This window comes from Sphingomonas suaedae (assembly GCF_007833215.1).
Taxonomy (GTDB): domain Bacteria; phylum Pseudomonadota; class Alphaproteobacteria; order Sphingomonadales; family Sphingomonadaceae; genus Sphingomonas; species Sphingomonas suaedae.
Map to the genome: position 1 here is coordinate 1,844,124 of NZ_CP042239.1, position 17,955 is coordinate 1,862,078.

18 protein-coding genes are annotated in these 17,955 nt (G+C 60.6%); 8 read left to right on the forward strand and 10 right to left on the reverse strand.

What is annotated here, in order from left to right; all coding sequences use genetic code 11:
- The first annotated feature begins 44 nt into the window (after positions 1-44).
- A complete protein-coding gene (locus tag FPZ54_RS08890) occupies positions 45-539 on the forward strand; it encodes a Ros/MucR family transcriptional regulator (RefSeq protein WP_145846507.1) in 495 nt (164 codons plus the stop codon).
- Positions 540-559: 20 nt separating this feature from the next.
- Here the strand turns inward: FPZ54_RS08890 and FPZ54_RS08895 are convergent, their stop codons facing one another.
- The 3 genes from FPZ54_RS08895 to FPZ54_RS08905 all read right to left on the reverse strand — a co-directional run bounded on the left by FPZ54_RS08895 (position 560) and on the right by FPZ54_RS08905 (position 3,553).
- On the reverse strand, positions 560-1,474 hold the full coding sequence (locus FPZ54_RS08895) for a HEPN domain-containing protein (protein ID WP_145846509.1): 915 nt from the start codon (positions 1,472-1,474) through the stop codon (positions 560-562).
- A gap of 54 nt (positions 1,475-1,528) precedes the next feature.
- Positions 1,529-1,765, reverse strand: a complete 237-nt coding sequence (locus FPZ54_RS08900) for a sigma factor-like helix-turn-helix DNA-binding protein (protein ID WP_145846510.1) — start codon at positions 1,763-1,765, stop codon at positions 1,529-1,531.
- Positions 1,766-1,846: 81 nt separating this feature from the next.
- A complete protein-coding gene (locus tag FPZ54_RS08905) occupies positions 1,847-3,553 on the reverse strand; it encodes a ParB/RepB/Spo0J family partition protein (RefSeq protein WP_145846511.1) in 1,707 nt (568 codons plus the stop codon).
- Positions 3,554-4,293: 740 nt separating this feature from the next.
- Between FPZ54_RS08905 and FPZ54_RS08910 the strand changes: the two genes are divergently transcribed.
- The 3 genes from FPZ54_RS08910 to FPZ54_RS08920 all read left to right on the forward strand — a co-directional run bounded on the left by FPZ54_RS08910 (position 4,294) and on the right by FPZ54_RS08920 (position 7,169).
- Complete coding sequence (locus FPZ54_RS08910) at positions 4,294-4,515, forward strand: helix-turn-helix transcriptional regulator (protein ID WP_145846513.1); 222 nt, start codon at positions 4,294-4,296, stop codon at positions 4,513-4,515.
- A 112-nt stretch (positions 4,516-4,627) separates the two neighbouring features.
- A complete protein-coding gene (locus FPZ54_RS08915) occupies positions 4,628-6,331 on the forward strand; it encodes an ATP-dependent nuclease (RefSeq protein WP_186456973.1) in 1,704 nt (567 codons plus the stop codon).
- 277 nt (positions 6,332-6,608) lie between these two features.
- The gene (locus tag FPZ54_RS08920) at positions 6,609-7,169 is read left to right on the forward strand and encodes a hypothetical protein (protein WP_145846516.1); all 561 of its coding nucleotides are present in this window, start codon (positions 6,609-6,611) and stop codon (positions 7,167-7,169) included.
- Between the two features lie 52 nt (positions 7,170-7,221).
- Here FPZ54_RS08920 and FPZ54_RS08925 read toward each other — a convergent pair whose 3' ends face one another.
- The 4 genes from FPZ54_RS08925 to FPZ54_RS08940 form a co-directional block, all read right to left on the reverse strand.
- A complete protein-coding gene (locus FPZ54_RS08925; protein WP_186456974.1) occupies positions 7,222-8,277 on the reverse strand; it encodes an endonuclease/exonuclease/phosphatase family protein in 1,056 nt (351 codons plus the stop codon).
- Positions 8,278-8,422: 145 nt separating this feature from the next.
- Positions 8,423-8,800 carry a PRC-barrel domain-containing protein gene (locus FPZ54_RS08930; protein ID WP_239019770.1) on the reverse strand — a complete coding sequence of 126 codons (378 nt, stop codon included), beginning with the start codon at positions 8,798-8,800 and terminating at the stop codon, positions 8,423-8,425.
- A 126-nt stretch (positions 8,801-8,926) separates the two neighbouring features.
- Positions 8,927-9,442 carry an OmpA family protein gene (locus FPZ54_RS08935; protein ID WP_145846518.1) on the reverse strand — a complete coding sequence of 172 codons (516 nt, stop codon included), beginning with the start codon at positions 9,440-9,442 and terminating at the stop codon, positions 8,927-8,929.
- Between the two features lie 104 nt (positions 9,443-9,546).
- A complete protein-coding gene (locus FPZ54_RS08940) occupies positions 9,547-10,860 on the reverse strand; it encodes a mechanosensitive ion channel family protein (protein WP_186456975.1) in 1,314 nt (437 codons plus the stop codon).
- Between the two features lie 185 nt (positions 10,861-11,045).
- Here FPZ54_RS08940 and FPZ54_RS08945 point away from each other — a divergent pair, with 185 nt between their 5' ends.
- From FPZ54_RS08945 to FPZ54_RS20335, 4 genes are all read left to right on the forward strand, one after another.
- A complete protein-coding gene (locus FPZ54_RS08945; RefSeq protein WP_145846521.1) occupies positions 11,046-11,222 on the forward strand; it encodes a DUF1328 domain-containing protein in 177 nt (58 codons plus the stop codon).
- Positions 11,223-11,597: 375 nt separating this feature from the next.
- Positions 11,598-12,218 carry a hypothetical protein gene (locus FPZ54_RS08950; protein ID WP_145846522.1) on the forward strand — a complete coding sequence of 207 codons (621 nt, stop codon included), beginning with the start codon at positions 11,598-11,600 and terminating at the stop codon, positions 12,216-12,218.
- A gap of 6 nt (positions 12,219-12,224) precedes the next feature.
- Positions 12,225-13,292, forward strand: a complete 1,068-nt coding sequence (locus FPZ54_RS08955; protein WP_145846524.1) for a helix-turn-helix domain-containing protein — start codon at positions 12,225-12,227, stop codon at positions 13,290-13,292.
- 65 nt (positions 13,293-13,357) lie between these two features.
- The gene (locus tag FPZ54_RS20335) at positions 13,358-13,489 is read left to right on the forward strand and encodes a hypothetical protein (protein ID WP_277872329.1); all 132 of its coding nucleotides are present in this window, start codon (positions 13,358-13,360) and stop codon (positions 13,487-13,489) included.
- A gap of 214 nt (positions 13,490-13,703) precedes the next feature.
- Here FPZ54_RS20335 and FPZ54_RS08960 read toward each other — a convergent pair whose 3' ends face one another.
- From FPZ54_RS08960 to FPZ54_RS08975, 3 genes are all read right to left on the reverse strand, one after another.
- Positions 13,704-14,075, reverse strand: coding sequence for a hypothetical protein (locus FPZ54_RS08960; RefSeq protein WP_145846526.1), 372 nt, complete (start codon positions 14,073-14,075; stop codon positions 13,704-13,706).
- A gap of 657 nt (positions 14,076-14,732) precedes the next feature.
- Entirely contained in the window at positions 14,733-15,410 is a 678-nt protein-coding gene (locus tag FPZ54_RS08970) for a hypothetical protein (protein WP_145846528.1), read from the reverse strand.
- Positions 15,411-15,830: 420 nt separating this feature from the next.
- The gene (locus FPZ54_RS08975; protein ID WP_145846530.1) at positions 15,831-17,318 is read right to left on the reverse strand and encodes an EF-hand domain-containing protein; all 1,488 of its coding nucleotides are present in this window, start codon (positions 17,316-17,318) and stop codon (positions 15,831-15,833) included.
- Between the last annotated feature and the right edge of the window lie 637 nt (positions 17,319-17,955).

Sequence of the window (17,955 nt, forward strand, 5' to 3'; positions counted from 1 at the left end):
CGAAGTCGCACGCACACTTGAATACATCCAAAATGGAGCAAAGCATGACCGAAGAGAACGCCCCCAATCTCGTCGAGCTTGCCACCGAACTGACGATCGCCTGGCTCGGCAATCCAAACAACCGCGCAACGGCGGACGAAGTGCCCGCGTTCCTGCAGAAGATGCACGCGACCGTCAGCGAATTGTCGGGCGGAGCTACGGTTGCAGAGAGCGAACAAACTGTCGCCGAAGAGCATGTGCCTGCGGTGTCGGTGCGCAAGTCGCTTGCGTCAAACGATCACATCATCTCGATGATCGACGGCAAGCCTTACAAGACGTTGCGCCGCCACCTCTCGACGCATGGCCTAACCCCCGAAGAGTATCGCGCGCGCTATAATCTCAAGCCGGATTATCCGATGGTCGCGCCAGCCTATTCGGAAACGCGGCGCGCGATGGCGAAGAAGATCGGGCTTGGTAGCAAGGGTCGCGCCGCGAAAGCCGCAGTTGCGGCTCCGGCGCCTGCGCCCAAGCGGACACCGCGCACCTCCAAACCGGCCTGAACCCTGCGAGGGCCGCGCGATCAGTCGCGCGGCGCGAGCCGCCGCTCGCAGACATCGCGAACGGTCTTCTGCAAAAGCTCAACGCGTTCGGCGAGCCAGTCCAGTTCCTCGGGCGTGATCTTGTAGTGCGGCGAATAGCGCGCGTTCACATAGGCTTGCTGGAGCAGCTCGAAACAGCGCCGCGCGAACTTTGTGTCGCGCGGCCAGATGCCGATCAGCTCGTGAACCAACGGCTCTCCCTGAGCGCGCAGGAAGTTCAGCTTGTGCGACTTCGGGCTGTAAAGAGTTAGTGTCAGTAGCACGCAGTGGTAGAGTTGCTCCGTCGCCTGATGCAGTTCGAAGACGGCCTTGTTGCGCCAAAACTCGTCATCTCCTTCGGCGCGTTGAAGACGGTAGGTCGAGAGCGAGCGCTGGGCGACATTGTACCAGCGATGATAGTACTTTTGCGCCTCCGCTAGAGCGGCCTCTTCTGTCAGCGGCTGCGGCTCGGCAAATGGGTAGCCATCGACCTCATAGAGGGCGATTCCCTGCTGGATGGCATCGATGAAGAATGGGCGACCGCGCATCAGCTGGTCGTTCATGTCAGCAAGGCTATGAACGATGAACGCGACCGGCGCGCTGATCCGCTTGGAAATCGTCACCTCGCGGACGAAATGGTCATCTGCCTTGGCCCAATATTCCACCGGGTCGGTAAGCCGGTCGTCGCTGACCACGACCAAAATGTCATAGTCGGAATAATAGCCGCCAACCGGGTCCTCGACCCAGTCGCCGCGCGCATAGGACCCGTACAGGATCACCTTGAGGATGCGCCCCTGCTTCTTCCACTTCTGGGTGGCGAGCGCGGTCGCGTCCTCGAACTCGGCAAACAGAATCTGCACGATGCGCTCGAGATCGCGGCGCTTGCGGTCCGGGAGATGATCGAGGTCGGTCCTCATGATGCCCTTCCTAACGAGCGAGCGCCCGTGCGCAAACACGGACGCTCGACGGAATTACCGGAAACGCCACCAGCGTCTGTGCTGCCGGTTCATGCGGCGAGCGATGCTGACGAGCGCTTTCGCAATCTCTCGCTCGACCTGCCCAGCAGAAAGGCCGGTGCGCTCGGCGATCTCGACATAACTCATCTCGTCGAGCCGGACGGCGAGGAAGATTTCGCGCTGCAGCCGGGGCAGCTTGCGAACGGCTCGTTCGATCCGCTTGGTGGTATCTGGATCGGGATCATCGGTCATGATGTCCTCCAGCAAAGTGAGGGGAGTCTGGCGGCGCGGTCACCGCCAGACAGTCAGGCTGCGCGACGCAGCGGCTCGGGGTCAGCCGATTCTGCAATCGGCGACCTTGGCCGCCCGGCTGACGGTCGCGACCCCGCCGCGCTCGGTGTAGGCGGCTGGCGGAAACGCCATCCACTTGGGCACCCAGCTTGTCACCTTCGCCCGGCCATTCTCGCCGTTGAGGCAGTCGCGAATGATCGTGCGCTTGACCTTGCCGGTCGCGACCTCGTTCGCTTGCGACACGCCCTCGCCCGCTACGTCTGCCAGCACATGCTGCAACACCTCGCGGTCGCGGATCAGGTCGAGCAATGCGTCGTCGCTCTGCCAGACCTTGGCCATGTCGGTGCCGAGCATCGAACCCAGCAGTTCGATCAACGCGCTGCCCGCCTCAAGCGTCTCGCCCATGACGATAGCCGCAACGTCCATTACCGCCGGATCGGGAAGCGCGATCAGCTTGACGAACAGACCCGCCACGCCATGCGCGCCGTCATAGCCGCCGGTCACGGTCGGCATCTCGGTGTCGAACCCGAGTAGCGCCAGCACCGCGCGCCGCTTCTCGTCGAACGCGGCTTCGGGTGCGCTGCTCTCAACGCTCTCGGCAATCGCATCGCTGGCGGCTCGCTGCGCCTCGATCCGAACGTTCCACAAGGAAGAACCGGCGATCACGTGCGCCACCATCAAGCGGAGTGTCAGCGAAGGACGGCTGGCAAGGTCGGCGCGCACCGCAGCATGCCGGTGAAGGTCGATATAGTTCTGAAGCGGTGCGCTCACCTCGGGTCGAACCGGCTTCTCGACCGCCTCGCCCCGCTCCAGCTCCCGCGCCTCCTTGGTGGTGATATAGCCTTCGTGGAAGGTGACATCGCCGCGATGGCCGATACTGATAAACACCTTGCCGCCCTGACGCTTCGAGCGCCGCTCATGCTCCCAACTGTGGAAATAGTCGCCGCGCTCCAGCACCACGACATCGCTCCACCCGGCCTCGCGATAGGCCGCGACCCGGTCCGCAATCGCCGCTTCCTGCGCAGTCCAGAACGTCTCCACGCTGGCGAAATAGCGCTCGTCGCCGAACAGGTCAGACACGATCTCACCCTTGTAGTCTGCAAGGTCGAACAGTGCCGCTTCGCACAGAATCGACGTGCCACCGAACAGCCACGCCTTGAGCTGTTGCCCGACCGGAGCGCGCTGCTCGGGATCGTCGACCAGCGCTAGCCAGTCGCGCTGCTGCGCCTTGCTCGCGAGGGTCAGGTGTCGCACGGTCACCGCGTCGATCTGCTCGTGGCGATAGAGGTTGCGGATGCGCGGCAGCAAATTGCCGAGCGCCAGCGTGCGCTTCACCTGCACCTCGGTGAGGCCAAAGGTGAGCGCAATATCCTCGGGGCTTCGACCCTCGCGGATCAACCGGGTGAACGCCTCCCACCGCGTGACCTCGTCCGGGTCGAGCCGCGCGATGTTCTCGATCAGCGAGGCTTCGAGCGCTGCTGCGTCGTCCCCGGCCTCCATGATCGCGCAGGGAAGTGCGTCACATCCCCCGGCCTCCTCGGCAACCGCGAGCGCCGCATGATAGCGCCGCTTGCCCGCGACGATCTCATAGGTGTCGGGCGATCCGTTCTGACGGACGATCAGCGGTACCAACACCCCGCGCGCCCGCACAGACGGCAGGATATTGGTAAGATCGGGTGCCTTCTTCACGCCCCGCATATTGGCGGTCGAGATAGACAGGTTGGCGAGTTCGATATGCTTGAGTTCCATGGGTCCACTCCTTCTTCCTGAACCGCACCGGCCCCGGCGAAGGGGGGTGGGCGGCAAGGAGCGGACTGGCAGTCCCGCCGATCAGAGGCGGGCTGCACCGAAGGCCGAAACGAAGAGGAGGACCCGGCAACGCCGGGTTGCGGCCCGCCGCGGCGGGATTAGAAGGCAGCGACGTCCACCCCCCTTGGCCGCGGCCGAGATCCACAACGCCAGCGCGAAGCGCTGACCGCAGCATCTTCAAGCGCAGCGCGCTTGCCGCTCCGCCAGGAGCCCAGAAACACGCACTCTCGAAGCTGGACGGCCGTCGTGGCGGCGTGCGCGCGCAACTGTGCGCCAGCCGTCGCCGCGCCCTCCGGCCGGATCGAGTGTGCCACGCGGAAAACGAGAGGCGCTGCGGACCCTGGCGGCTTCGCAGAAGTCCGCCAGCGCACGCTCATCAAAATTCGCGTTCCGTTGCCGGGCATTGCCCGGCCCGCATCACGCGATCGTCACCCGCACGGGCCGAGACGCAGCAAGCGACTCGGCGACGCGCAAGCGGCGTAGAGCGCGGTCACGCCAAGCGTGAGACGCCCTGACACTTCGCCCCTCGAACAACCCACCTACGCCAGAGCTACGTATGTGCACGCTGGCACCGCACAGAACCCTCCTGACACCAGAGAGGCTCTGTTCAGAAGCCAGGATTTCCGCCCAAATTGCGTCGTGGGGCACCAGTCAGATGCAAACAAAGCAAGGATATTCCGATGCAAACCGAAGTCCCCGACCGCATTCTCCGTATCAACGCGGTCCTCGCTCGTACCGGGCTCAGCCGCTCGACCATGTACCGGAAGATGGAGAGCGGCACGTTTCCGGGAAACGTCCAGATCAGCACGCGCTGCGTTGGCTGGCGCGAATCCGCCGTCAACGCCTGGCTGCGTAATCCGAGGTTCTATTGCGTCGACGACGTTGCCAATGATGACAGCTAAGCGCCCTAAATCCGGTCACGCGAACGACCTCGCCTGCCCCCCTAAAGCGGTCATTTGCAACCGCCAAATTTAGCCTATTGTAATGAAATATTGCGAGCTGGAAGGGGCGTCCATGCCGATTGATTATCTGCTGTCCAAAGTGATCATAAAGTATTGGCGCGGGATCGACAATCTGGAGCTGGATCTTCGACCTGGTTTTCCGAGCGTTCTTATCGGCACCAACAACGCAGGAAAGACAGCGGCGCTTGACGCTATCGCGCTCGCGCTGGCGTCCGCTGCCTTCGGCGGACAATGGTCTCCTGACGAGGACGACTTCTATTGCGATCAGCAGGGAAGACGCAGTGGTGAGTTTATCATTCAGGTGCTGTTCGAGGCGAAAGACGAGGCCGGCTATCCAGCGGTGCGCGGCGTTGGCAAGCCGATCTCGGTTCACGGCGTTCAGGTTCGAGGTACCTTGAAGGACGGCAAGGCGAAGCACCAGCGTACGCTGTTGGACGAAAAGCTGCAGCCGATCCTGATCGCCCCTCGGACCGCATTGTCGGCCGAGGACAAGGTGAAGTGGAAGGAACACGGGGTAAATTGGACTCAGTACTACGCGCGTCTCGATGAGATATCCGAGCACATCCCTGAGGTTTGGCTTTTCAGGCCGCAGGAAATCGAGGCGTCGCTGTACATATGGAAGCGAGGTCCGATTGCTCGTTTAAGCAGACTGCTGGCCCAGCGTTTCCTTGCGGACAAGTGGAGCATCGATCGGGACGACGGCAAGAAGACGCAAATGCCGGACACGCTCCACAAGGCCCATGCATTTTTTCGAGAGGCAGTCGAGAAGTTCCCCTTTTGGCGCGACGACATGAAGCCGAAGCTGGAGGAGGCCATTGCCCGGTACGTCGGCTCAAAGGCTAAAGTAGATCTCCGTCCCGATGTGCAGGTGTTCGAGGAGTGGATTGCTCAGCAGCTCGCGGTGTCTCTCGCGACGGATCCCGCAGGCGTTGTGACGCCGCTCAGCAGTATGGGCGATGGCTGGCAGAGCATAGTTCGGCTGGCGGCCCTGGAGGCGTTATCCCAATACCCGTCGCAGATGAGGGAGCGAGTCGTCGTCCTGCTCGAGGAGCCTGAGACGCATTTACATCCGCACCTTCGGAGAAAGCTCCGGAAGGTCCTCGGCGATCTATCCAAGAACGGATGGACCGTGATGTACTCAACGCATGCCCCCGAGATGGTGTCGTTCGACGCGGATCAAGTGATCACGCGTCTAGTTCGCGTCGGCGGTTCCCTAATTTCGAATTGCGTGCACACTGATGCCATCGCCGCCTCGGCGAAGCTTCAGTCAAAGCTCGACGAACGCGGGGCTCATGATTTCCTCTTTAGCTCTGGCACCGTGTTCGTCGAGGGCCGCGATGACGGGTTCGCTTGTCGATATACCTTCGATGCGACTGATGTCGACATCGACGGACTCTCTATCAGCATTACCCAATGCAACGCAGTGTCTGTCATTCGGGCTTTCGCAGCCATCGCCAAGGAGCTGGGTATCCGCTGGTGTGCGCTCACGGACGAGGATCGGCAAACCACCGGCGGGGTGAATCCGACAACGGAAGCCGAGAGGAGAAGAATCGAGAAGTTGCGGCAGGAGGCCGACATTCAAGTTCAATGGCCTGGAAAACTTGAGGCATGTCTGGGTATTGTGGCGCCTAACAAGGCGCTCCCGGAAACGACCGAGCCCTTGCTGAGGCATCCCGATTGGAGGACTAATCACCCAGAGTATTACGCGACGGTAGCATCCATTGCCGCTTGGATAGATCCTGCGCTGAAGATCTAGCAGGCCAGAGATTCAGGTCGATGCGGTCTGCCCGCTGCTAAAAGCTGCTAGTCCGGTTCCGGCCCAAAGCCCGCCGCTTAGTCATCGCTGGTGCCAATGACCGAAACTGGGTCGCGAGCTGACTGTCGGCTTCCGTACAAAAATATGAATTGCCGACATTGTATTGGCGCGCCGCGCACGACTGATCCCGCTTGGCGAACCACTCGGCAACAATGGCTTTGAAACAATCTGCCTGTGTCCGGATACGACAGATACATCCCGAAACAGGAGAAACCTTATGAAAAAGCCGTTGGGCTTTATTGCTGCCCTGTGTGCAGCCGCTGCCGGACCGGTCTTTGCGCCGTCCACGCTCGCCCAAGAATCCGTAGCCCCCGCTCCCTTGTCATCGTTGGTGCCGGGAAAGAAGGTCTACGATAATGCCGGCGAGCAACTAGGCACCGTTGCACATGTTGATGGCGACAAGGTCGCAGTCAAGGTCGGCAATACTGGTATTGTCGTCCCCGCAGGGGCATTCGTTCAAACTGACCAGGGCCCTGCGCTCAATGTAGCGAAGGCGAGCCTGATTCAATCCGTCCAGCAGGCCGCAAAAGAGAATGCGGCCGCGCTCAACTTCGCGCTCAAAGTTGGCGCGGATGTCCGCAGTGCTGGCGGGAGCACTGTGTTGGGAACAGTCGCAGAGGTCGGTGAGAATTCCGCGACACTAAGCACGGCCGAGGGACCAATTAAAATGCGCCGCGACGTGCTGTTCGTATCGAAAGCGGGTCTGGCGGCCAACTTGACCGCTGCACAATTCGCAGAGGCGGTTAGGCAATCCAAAGCGGCGAGCGCCACAAGGTAGGTGTTTGTGGCGATTCAGCAAGAATAGGACGCCGTACTGCAGCGTTTACCGTTCACTCTTTCGAATCCCGATGCCCCTCCAACACTTCCTTGACGTCGCGGCGATCCTCGTCGGACACCGGATCGCGTCGAGCATTGCTTGATTTCTGGCCCGTAAGACAGAGTTCGGCATGGATCGGAAGATGGTCCGAGCCCACATTGTCCAACACATCCATGGAACGCACCTGAAATTCAGGGGTCACATACAGATGATCGAGTGGCCATCCCAAGATGGGGAATTGCGCCGGGAACGTGGCATAGGTGCCACGACCGATTCGCGGGTCCAGATAGCCCCCGGTGCGCTTGAACAGTTGCGCCGTGTGAGACCAGGCGACGTCGTTGAAGTCTCCAATTGCCAGCACCGGTAATTGTTCTCGCGCCGCCCGTCTCGCGGCAATGGCGATCTCAGCGTCACGTGCATCGGTGTCCTGCCCCGGCAGGGGCGGCCGTGGATGAAGGCCGATTACACGAAACGCATCCCGTGCGGTGAGTGTCGCGCTGATCGAAGGAGTATCTGCTTCCGCGATTGTCTCGAATCGTCCGTCTCGCATGGGCAGGCGTGTCGCGAAGATCATCCCGTAGCCGTTGTTCAGCGGTTTCGAGAGAATATGAGGAAAGCCCGACAGGGCGTCAGCCAATGCCTCGGCCCATTGCGGGTCGGTCTCGGTAAGAAGCAGAATGTCGGGGCGACGGCGATTGATCAAACGGATCGTCCGGGCGTAGTCGCGGTTGGTGTCGAGCACGTTCAACGCAAGCACGCTGAAACAGCGGTCGTGAGGGGTCGTGCGCGTACCGGCGAAAGCAATCTCGCGATCGGCGAGCGGTGTATAGGGATAGATGCGATACAGCTGCCAGTTTGCAGCGATAACGCATCCGATTGCTATCCACTTTCCGGCCGACCGGTCGCTCCACAGAGAAAGTGCGCAGGCAAGAATCAGTCCCGCCAGTATCTGGGCCCTCGGAAAATCCCAGATTCGAATCCACCACTCGTTCGACTCGATAATGCTGAGGCCGGTCGCGAGGATGAGCAGTCCGGCGAGAATGCGAACGAGGATGGTCAGGATCGTCAACGCATTTACCCACCCTATTGCGGATCGCCGTCCGAGACCCCCTAGGCACCATAGCCCTTCACCTCAACCGCACAAGAAAAGGGGCGCCGCGTTTGCACGCGGCGCCCCTGATCGATCATGGGCTGAACGCCCGTGCGCGGCGACCTTAGCGCCGCTGGCCGTAATAGGTCGTGACCCGCTCGTCATAGGCGCGATCATAAATAGGCTCCTGACCGATCGGATGCGACGGCGCATCCTTGAGCGCGTCCTTGTCGAAATCGACCATATAGCCGTCATGATCGATGCCATAGGTCAGCATGTCCCATGGCAGCGGATGGTAATTCTCACCCATTCCCAGGAACCCGCCAAAGCTGATCACACCATAGCGAACCTTGCCGTCCTGCTTGCCGATCATGAGGTGATGAACCGAACCGATCTTGTCGCCGTTGCGATCATAGACCGCGGTCCCGTCGACTTTCTCCGACGAAATCATGTTGGTGGTCTCATCGCGGGCAAGCGTATCCGTGTCATGATTTGCCATCATGCAATCTCCTGTTATTGTTCAGATATATAACCAATGAATGCGGTCAGCCTGCGTTCCCTTGCCGGCCAGATAAATGTCCCGGCCGCGCGGCGGGCCACCCGGCCTCGCCTCGTGCCGGCACCTCGATCAGGACTGATCGCCGAATTCGATGCGAACGCGGCGGTTTGCGGGTTCCGCCACATTGTCAGCGGTGTCGACCCGCTGCCCGTTTTGCCCGCGCGCTTCTGTGTCGATTTCGCCCGCCGCGACTCCGCGCTCAACCAGGTAGCTCCGCACGGTGTTCGCGCGCTGCTCCGACAGCTCCTGATTATATGGGCGGGTGCCCGTCGTATCGGTGAACCCGGCAAGCGTCACGCCGACGCCCGGCGTCTCGCGATATTCGGATGCGATCCGGTCGAGCTGTTGTCGGGCGGCATCGGACAATTCGGCACTGTCGAGCGCAAAGAAAACCCGGTTCGATTCGGCTGAGGCGACTGCGGTTGCGGCATTTCCCATCGCCATGTTGCCGTCCATCGTGCCGTCCGCGTCAGCTACGATTGCGACGCCGTTGTCGGCGACCGCGACATTGTCGGTTCGCGAATCATCCGAGCACGCAGCCATGGTAAGGCCGCCCGCGACAAGCGGGATCATTAATAGACGCATTGATAGCCTCCTGTTGATGGGATATCTAACCAAGCGTTCAGGCTACAGAAAGGTTCCTTAGAGACCTCTCCGCAATTAGAAAGGAAGGGATCAGTTTCAAACTCTCATTTATCTGGTGACGTATCTTTTACCGTTACTGTTCTAGTGGATGGATCAGGCAAAGAAATTCCAGAAGCAACTAGATTATCTAATATGGCGGCGCGAACTGCGGCCGCGGTATTCTTATAGTCGGATCGCTGGCTGTCTGCCCAGAACGTAACCTCCACGCGAATGTCGTCCTGCCCCAGATCGTCGATGCGAACCGCAGGCGGTGGTGACTCGAGCACGCCCGTCGCGCGCAATGCGGCATTGCGGATCACGTCCAGCGCGCGGTCCACATCGACATCATAGCCCAGCCATAAGGCGACCGCCCCCCGGCGCAGCGGGTCGGCGGTGTTGTTGACGATGCGCGAGGTGAACACTTCGGCATTGGGGACCAGCATCACACGCCCGTCATAGGCGCGCAGCCGGGTCGCGCGCAGCTCGATCTTCTCGACGCTCCCCTCCAGGTCGCCCACCACAATTTGATCGCCGATGCGAAAGGGGCGAAGCGTCAGCAGGAGCAATCCCGAGACGAAGTTCGACAAGATGTCCTTCAGCGCAAAGCCGAGCACGATGCCCGAAAGGCCCAGGCCGGCCGCGACGGTGGTCGGATCGAACCCGAGCGCATCGACCGCGACGAAGAAGCCGAGCGTGATGATCGCGTAATAGGTAAGCTGCTTGACCAGGCTTTCGACCGTGACATCCTCGACCGTGCGCCGGAATATGAGCCGAAGCAGCCCGCGCACGCCACGCGCCAGCAGCCAGAACAGGGCGATGACGATAGCGGCGGCAAGCACCCGTGGAATGATCCGGCTGACCGATTCGGCAAGCCGGCCGATCGCCGCTTCGCCCGAGCCCCGCGTTTCCGTGACGAAGCGGCCGCCCCAGCCCAGTCTGCGCTCGCGCGCGCTTTGCAATGCCGTGTCGAGCGCGGCCGCCCATTGCCGGGCGAGGTCAGCCTCGGTGGTGAACGCATCTTCCGCGTCGCGGGGCGTGACGCTGACGACGGGTATCCCCGATACGGTCACGCTCCATCCCGCCGTGGTTCGGCGCGGGGCGGCTGGCGCGAGTGCGTCGGGATTGCCGAGCAGCGGCGAAAGTCGCTCCTCGACGCGACGGGCGCGCGCGGCAGGATCGCCATCTTCCGCGCCCGGTCCGACCTGGAACACGCCACGCCCGTCAATCCGCACCGTCGCGACATCGCCCTGCGCCAATGCTGGACTACAGAAAACAGCAAGTAGTACGGGCAACAGCCAGCGGGCGGTTTGCAACCACCAGGCGTTGGCGCGGATCGGGGCGCAAAGCGGCGGGAAGGCGACAGTGATGGCGATGACCACGATTATCCTGTTGCGACCCGTAATGTCGTAGAACGTGACAGTACAGCGTCAAATCGGCTCTGAGCCAGTAACGGAACTATCCGCGTGTCGTGGAGTTCAAAAAAGCATCTGACTGCGCAAAATCAGTGCGCCTTCGACCGCTCCCCGCAGTCGAGAATATAGATTTAATAACGAAGGAACATGATATGTATGGATGGGCATTTACGCTTGCGATCGTCGCTTTAATCGCAGCAATTCTTGGATTTGGTGGATTTGCCGGAACGCTGGCCAATATCGCACTAGTCATATTCGTACTGGCGCTCATTGGCACGATCATCTTCTTCGTCCTGGGCTTCAAGGCGGCAAAAAGTATCGTGAGCTGAACAAAACGCCAGGCCGGCCCCAAGCCGTCCCTTTGGCAGGCTACGGCAGAACGCCAAACGGTTTGCTTCTCGCCGGAACTGTTGGCCCCGGCCTCCGCCACGAAGGGAGGAGCCTTGTGGACATCCTCCAGAGCTCTTTGCGGTATAAATCGGCGGGTGGTGATGTGATCACAGCTGCTGACGCGGAGCGGCTTGGCAGATGACCTAAAGGCAGCTTTCAGGTCGCGAGAGGCGAAAAGCGGACCTTGGATCAGCTCAGTGACGGACCTCTCTGAACCCAACGATTGCGCGACGCAGCGAGATTTTGCGCGCCGCTTGACATGTTAATTTTTTTCGCCTCAAATGAGGTGCAGAAAGTTAACACGGGAGCTGCTCATGCCTGTTCTGGCCGAAGATCATCAGATTGTGCCGCGGCTGGCGCAACTTGGCCTGCGCAGGGACCTGCTCCTTGAGGTGGTCGAGGCGGCCGTGGGCGGTCGTAGGAATGCGACGGCCTTCCATCCGCTCAGCGCGGGCGGGCTCTTGTCATGGATTCAGGGAACGGCCCAGCTGCGCCGCGTCTTCCTACCGCACGGCTGGGAAGCCTGCCGCCGGGATAACATCGAGTCGATCTTCAATCCCGAGGCTGGCATCAAGGTCGTGTTCCAGAACGCGGAGCGAGCAGGCGACCGCCTCGCCGATCCGCTGGCAACATCCCGCAAGGGCGCCGGGTCTGCGCGGGCCGTCGAGCTAGGGCAATACGAGCTCTGGCCCGAGGTCAAGGCGCAGGAGGTCGCGGAAATCACCGCTACCACTTGGGTGCTGTTTGTATACGCTCACGGCGACGACGTCCGCGCGGAGCTGTCTTGCCCCATCGCGATCAACGAGGAGCAGTTCGACGGCTTCCACGAGCGCATCCTGCTGATCGAGAAGGGCGGCTGGGGCGGAGCCGCGCCTTTGATCGACGACAACGAGCCGCCGGCCGAATACGAGGTGCCGGTCACGCGCAAGGGTTAAGACCACGTGTTCAACCCACAGCGACTGATCCTGGGCCGGAAGCGGCGCAAGATGACCGCGCGCGCCTTGGCGGGCGTCATTGGCGTCTCGCCCATTACGATCTCGCGCCTTGAGAACGGCGCCAACGAGCCGGAAGACGATACCGTTGCGGCGTTGGCTGGGGCGCTCGACTTCCCCAAGGCGTTCTTCTTCGCCGAGGACGTCGACGAGCTGCCGGCCGAAGCGGCGAGCTTCCGCAGCCTCTCGTCGATGACTGCGAGAGAACGCGACGCAGCACTCTCGGCCGGCGCTATCGCCTACCTTTTCAACGACTGGGTCGCCGAACGCTTCAACCTGCCGGTCGCGGACGTTCCCGAGCAGCGCGAAGACGCGTCGCCCGAGGCGGCGGCGCAGCTCGTGCGTGCGCACTGGGGACTTGGCGAGCAGCCCGTCTCCAGCATGATCAAGCTGCTAGAGTCCAAGGGAGTGCGGGTGTTCTCGCTGTGTGAGGACACCAAGAACGTCGACGCCTTCTCCTGCTGGCGGAGCGGACAGCCGTTCGTCTTCCTGAACACGTTCAAGTCTACCGAACGCAGCCGCTTCGACGCCGCGCACGAACTGGGGCACCTGGTGCTCCACAAGCACGGCGCCCCGCAGGACAGCAGGCAAGCTGAGAGCGAGGCCGACCGCTTCGCATCCGCTTTCCTCATGCCTATGGACGACGTCCTGAGCCGGATCCGCTACGTCAGCGACCTCGAAAGCCTCATCCGGGCGAAGAAGCGCTGGGGCGTCTCCGTCGCGGCGCTCAACTACCGGCTCCACAAGCTCAAGGTTGTCAGCGACTGGCAAAACCGCAGCCTGAACATCGAGATATCCAGCCGCGGCTTCCGGAGACAGGAGCCTGAAGGCCTGCCACCCGAGACGTCGGCGCTCTGGCCCCAGATCTTCGCCTCGCTCTGGCGCGACCGGACGACGCGGGACCACATCGCCGAGGAGCTCAACGTCCCGTCGAGCGAACTTGATTCCATCCTGTTCGGCCTGACCGGCCATACCCCCGACGGCGGCCGCGTCGCCGCCGGCCTGCGAGCGGTCTGACCCGCGCGCCCGGCAACACGCGGACGCGGGCCCGGATCGCGGCCATCCTCGGGAAGGGAAAGAATATGGACCCGTTCGACGAACTGCCGAAGCGCGACCGCCGCCACGCCATCGAGGAGATGGCCGAGACCGCGTTCCGCAGGCGCCTCGTCGAGAGCTGCGCGTTTATCCTTCGAGGCGTCGACCGGAAGGACTAGTGGTTTTGGCCTGCTGAACGTCCGCTAAGCTAGTTTCGCTTCCCGAAAGCCGACGGGCAGCAAACGGCCCAGTTTCCGCCATTCCCTCATGCGATCTGAGGGCGACGGGTTTTGGGCCGGTTGCAGAATGTCCGGTCTTGGCGAGAAACGGGTCAAAGCCGCACGTCGGCTTTCAGGCCGGCTTCGCCGGCGCAGAATGTCAACAACTGGGTGGTTAGCTGCCGTTTGACCCCGAAAGAAATGAGTCAATGATTTGCTGTTCGGACGCGCCTTCGGTTCGTGCCCAATGGATCAAAAATCCCGCGTGGTAGCCGTCCACTGCCCCGTCAGGCATCGTCAACCCAAGCGATAGGCGGAGGCCGTCCACCTTGTCGGCGTTCCGCGCGTCAATCTCATTCCATATTGCGGTGTTAAGCCGGGACATCTCTTCTGGTCGAACGCCATGATACGAGGCAACCAGCACCTCGTTTTGAAGTTCGTGTGTGAACTCGATGTGTCGATGCAGCGCGCGGACAACGGCATGTGCGAGCGGACTGAGACCGCCCGCATCAATCTGATCGATTATCGCGTCTGCGTTCGCGGCCATATCGCCAGAATAAGCTCACGATAGTCGTCCGCAATGGGGTCGGCAACTGAAGGGCCGCTTTTCCGCAAGCGTCGCAATTTTATGCCATTCAGCAACCGACCCCTTTGCAGTCATCCCCCTTTGGCGGCATAGTCGCCCTATGCTCTTCGGCCCCATAGCCGCGGCAGTCACGGCACTGCTCGCAAGCGAGACAGTCCCGCTCGCCAACGTTCATGCCGACCCTGATGCTTACGAGGGTAAGATCATTGACACGTGCGGAGACGCTGGGGGCGGTGACACATTGTTTCTGCAACCATGGGTAAGCGGGCGAAGCCGGGGCGGCGTGCAGTTAGACCGTCCATTGAAAGAACATGGCGACATCTGCCTACGGGCGCAGGTGCTTCGCGTATCGATGGCCGATGAAGAGAAGCGGCCGGTTATCGTCGTGTCACACCCGCCGGTGATCCTCAAAGGCTGGCACTTACGAGTGATAAAGCTTTTGAAACGGCGATGACCGCCTTCCACCCAAATCAGGGCCCTCCCGGCGCAGATGATGGCGCCTCGAAATCATCGGGTTGCAAATGACCCTATTGGCGCCTTCCGTCGTCGTAATTAATATTCAGATTTGCATATGATCGATGACATCCCGCAGCACATCGACAGCGCCCGTTACGATCATTACATGCCCTCCCTAAATGCCTCAGGGCGCAAGTTACGAAGATCGTTACTTTCTAAACTTCGATACCATCTAGACAATCTTGCACTGTATTGAAATGCGGGAACCAAAACTCCAGAATCTTCGGGCTTCTCATTCACGATAGTGACCGAGATGCGCTTTATTTTCGCGCCCTTGTATATATCGGGCAGATCGTCGGGGTTCACGACATGGATCGTGCTCGGGTCGTTCTTGTCTTCCAAATACACGAACCTCGGGCAAATTGTCGCCTCCGGGGGCTCGCATCGCAGATCACGGGACTCTCCGCGCATATTGGAGATGGCCCGTACCATTGCGATCCGATCGTTGCGTCGTACCGATCCGGATACCAGGGGATTGAAAAGAATTTCCGGCAAGGTAGCGAGGCTGCCGCCGCGGGCGCTACTTACCGTCAAAGCGTATAAGGTCGGGCGTCCAGCAAGCTCCATCGCAACGGCCTCGCCCGTGAACTGGCCGCTGTAGGGTGCGGCCAACGGAACGGGCGCTTCATTTAATTGGAAACGCCAAACGCGACTGAATGTTCTCGATTCTCCCTTGTCGTCGATTGTTACCGAGATCCGAAAGCGAAGATCGGCGGACTGGGTGCAGGAGCTAAGCGGCATGGCCAACACCGCAAGCAGAAAAATGGACCAGTTCTTCATCAACTCAATCCGTTCAGGACAAAACGTATGCTGTTCATTCTCGCCGACCCCTCCCCGCTTCCTGCGTGACTTCGTCGATCGACCTGAGCAGTTCTATTCAAGCGGTTTCTTGGGCGTTTCAAGGAGAGATGATTTTATTCTGGCCGTTCCTGGCGCAGCCTCACTGAGGATGTAGCGCACAGGTGCTAACGGCAGCTTTCCAATCTCGTCACCCTCAAAGCTACCCGACCGAAATCCACCCAATCTGAGTCCTTTCCGGTGGACCGTCGCGATCCCAAGACCGGTCAGGCGGCTATGGCCCGGATTGCGCCGGAAGCGGACTTTCTTGTGCCGACCCCATTGCGGACGTCCGACTATCAAGTCCCGGCACTACAAGCAGACATTGAGCCGTGGTAGGGGGATTTGAGTCCCTTAGATTGGCTACTCCAACCGACGGCACGCGGCACCGCGCGATTGTCCAGAACTCTCTAGGACAATACAACTGTGGCCCGGATCACCGGGAGGAACAGGCACACCCTTGGCGACGATCAACGTCACCGAATGCCCGCCCCCCATGCTGGGCGGCATATGGGCGATAGGCCGTACAATCTTAAACGCTCCCGTCGATGTGCGTTCGATCGCGCCCAATCCGAGCAATTGCGAAAGCCCCATCTGGCTGGGTAGAACTTTGTACGGCTCGACAGATCCTTTCGCCACCACGCTGCGGGGATTGATGGCCACGAGTCCTCCCGGCCAGTACCTGGCAGCTTCGCTCCACATCTGCGCATCGAAGCCACGAGGCGGCGGCACCGAGCCGCTCTCTGCTCGCGCGATCTCACCGGATGGGAGTGACACGCGCTGGACAGAGTAGCTGCCAAAAATCCGGTCCGGCGAGCGTCCAAGGGCTCGGCGAAGCGTTGCTGCTACGACTGTGGATTGCGAATCCGGCTTGTAGAAATACCGGGGGCAGTCGGGATCACCGATCGTCACCTGGCGAGCAGGAATGCCCACAACGCCAGATGCTGAGATACCAGCTTTGCTGCCGAGCGATGTGACGACCACGCGAGCCACGCGGCTAGTGGCACCCGCGAAGCGCCAGACCATCGATTCATATGACGTAAGGACCAAGTAGAGCGGCTGAGATCCCGGTTCGATCGCTACGTCGATGATATTTGTTTCTTCATCCTGCCCGCCAATCACAGCGGATGAAATGGCATCGCCCTCATAAGCACCGACTGCGATCAACTTTGCGTCGCCCGGCAACGCGGGTAATGCGCACGAGGGTGCGGAGCGAGCAAGCTGTGCCTCTCGCACGCGAGGGGCTATCACGGAATACTCATCCGACGAGATTTTCTGATCCCCATCGGTATCGACTTTTGCGAAGGCGCGTTCCGCCAACTCTCGCAATTCTCGCGGCGTGAGCTTTCCGTCCCCATCAGGATCGAGTTCGAGCATGCCGTCTAGCTGATGATGGACGTCGGAAAACCGATTCAAGGCCGCAGCTTCAGCTACGGTAACTTTACCATCGCTGTTGGCATCGAAGCGATTTAGAAGTCGATCAATCTGGTTCGTGAGGGAGGCATTATCTTCTCGCGTCATCACCTGCTCGATCTCTGAGCGCGTTACTTCGAGATTGCCATCAAGATCGTGCCGGAGAACTTCTGCAACAGAAGTTGCTCGCGAATGGGCCTGCGCTAGCGCGCGAGTTAGCTTAATGTCGTCGCGATCAAGGCCGTCACCCTCGCGATCCGCTTGCCGCAGCCCACTCAATAGTTGGGCAACATATTGTTCCAACACTACGCCCGGGCGGAGCGGCTCCAACAGTATGGGCGGGGCCTCACGGTCCTCTGCCTGCTGGGTAAGCGCTGCAAAAGCAAGCCCACCTGCGCATACGGTCACTATCGCTGCAACAGAAGCCGCGGTCTTCATGGTCACCCCTCTATTTGACGCACGTCTAGAGCCGTTCTCATAATGTGTTGTTGCAGGGACCGGTTAATTTTGCCGAGCGGCTAACTGCCCGAGTGAGCCGCGCGAGCACGTCGCGGCGCCGGACTGCTATCCAAGCATCTACGGCCAATGACCAGACCGTCCGCTCTCCACCCAGTAACGGTCACGGCATGCCCTTCGGCGGCCGCCCGAAGCCGACTGGCGGCTTTCCCGCATTCCTAGCTAGGACCCGCCGCTCCGCAACCGGCCCAAGTCTTGCCGTTGGACAATGTTGCCCGCGCGTCATGCCCTCCCGTTCCTACCAGCGACGGCAGGTGAGCCGTCCCATTCTATCGCACAATATCCCTCAAAATTGATGGTATGTTTGATGGCATCATACTCACTGGAAGAACATTTATTATTAGATAACAAACACTTATATACCGCTTTCCGCTTCCCGTAGGGGTCACCATCGTCAAGCGAGAAATGGCGGAATACCGCCATTCTGGACGATCTGGTGAAAGCGGCTCCCACATTTTGTCCCACACTTTTTCGTCGCTCTAGTGGCATCCATTGGAATGCCCTCGGAGCTCATTGCGGTTTTTCATGGGAATGGACTTCAGAATCGGAGGTCATTCTA